3 protein-coding genes are annotated in these 1,142 nt (G+C 52.3%); all 3 read right to left on the minus strand.

Features of this window, described 5'->3' with window-relative positions:
• On the minus strand, positions 1 to 458 hold a 458-nt coding region (locus tag M2108_RS31340), incomplete at its 3' end, for a phage tail protein (protein ID WP_277473371.1).
• Complete coding sequence (locus M2108_RS31345) at positions 455 to 769, minus strand: hypothetical protein (protein ID WP_277473372.1); 315 nt, start codon at positions 767 to 769, stop codon at positions 455 to 457. The genes M2108_RS31340 and M2108_RS31345, both read right to left, overlap by 4 nt.
• Positions 770 to 781: 12 nt before the next feature.
• On the minus strand, positions 782 to 943 hold the full coding sequence (locus M2108_RS31350; protein ID WP_277473373.1) for a DUF7210 family protein: 162 nt from the start codon (positions 941 to 943) through the stop codon (positions 782 to 784).
• Positions 944 to 1,142 lie beyond the last annotated feature (199 nt).

The following is a 1,142-nucleotide window of genomic DNA, read 5'->3' on the forward strand; positions in this document are numbered from 1 at the left end:
TCAATCGGCAGCTCCGGCCGGTACCCTTTGGCATTCACAACACGTGCGCGGCCGCTCTGGCCGGTCGGCTTCTGCCGCTTCATAACCCCGATGCCCCCCCGCCTGTTGGCGATAAAGGCCGTGCTCAGCTTTTTGACTTCCCCACGCTTGATAGCGACCTTAACCATCTTCTGACGCTTCGGGGACGGGGCTTTAGGCGTCACCTTAAATCGGGTTACCGGCAGGTTACGCCCCTTCGCCTTAATCAGCACTCTGCCCTCCTCCGGAGACGAGAGCACCAGGCGGATTGCATCCTTGACGTCAGCAGCTTTGATGTTGTAGGCCTGCTTGACCTCACGGGCAGCCTCGGTTACAACCCCCTGACCCACTCGATTAAGAGCAAGAGATGCAGCCGGCTGCATACGGTTCTTCAGGGCCTTGGTGCCCTTGATTGCCTCTCTGATTCCGTCAACCCTCATGACACATTTGCCTCCAAGTAAAGCGAGAGCATACCTTTCTCAGAGCCCACGCGGACAACCTTAAAATCTTTGCCGTTGATCTTCATCCAGGAATCTTGCTCCGGCGTGTATCCCAGCTCAAGCACATCCACATACAAGGTGTCCGTAACAAGCGAAACCCCCTCAGCATATGCCAGGGGGTGCTTGCTGTCGGTCGCTGAGTCAAGGGATGCCTTCACTTCTACGCCGTCAATGATATAAAAATCAGCAAATTCACTCGGGTTAAGGAACGTTCGCTGATTATCAATTAAAATCTGATCCCTGAGGTTCACAGCAAACACCACCTAATCGGCACTGTCAGATTTCGCCTCTTTGGCAGACTCTTCTTCCAGTACCTTCAAATCAATGAGACGTTTGGCCTCTTCCTTCTTCAACCCAGGGATCTCATCGCCCTTTTTGTAATTCTTTCCGCTATGGAGGATATTGCCGAGCGCTTTATATGCCATGTCGTTCTATTCTCCTCTCTTATTAAAGAACTTTTGCTACAGCCCAGCCGGCAACATTCGCTGGCACTGGCAATGGACGGGACAACATTTGCAACCAACGCTGAGCAGGTTCAACTGTAACCCACGATTGCGGTGTGATCTGACCTGTAACTTTAGTAAACTGCTCTGTTTTCGGGTCCATAATAACGTTCGCCCCATA

This window comes from Paenibacillus sp. PastM-3 (assembly GCF_029893965.1).
Lineage (GTDB): Bacteria > Bacillota > Bacilli > Paenibacillales > Paenibacillaceae > Paenibacillus_AQ.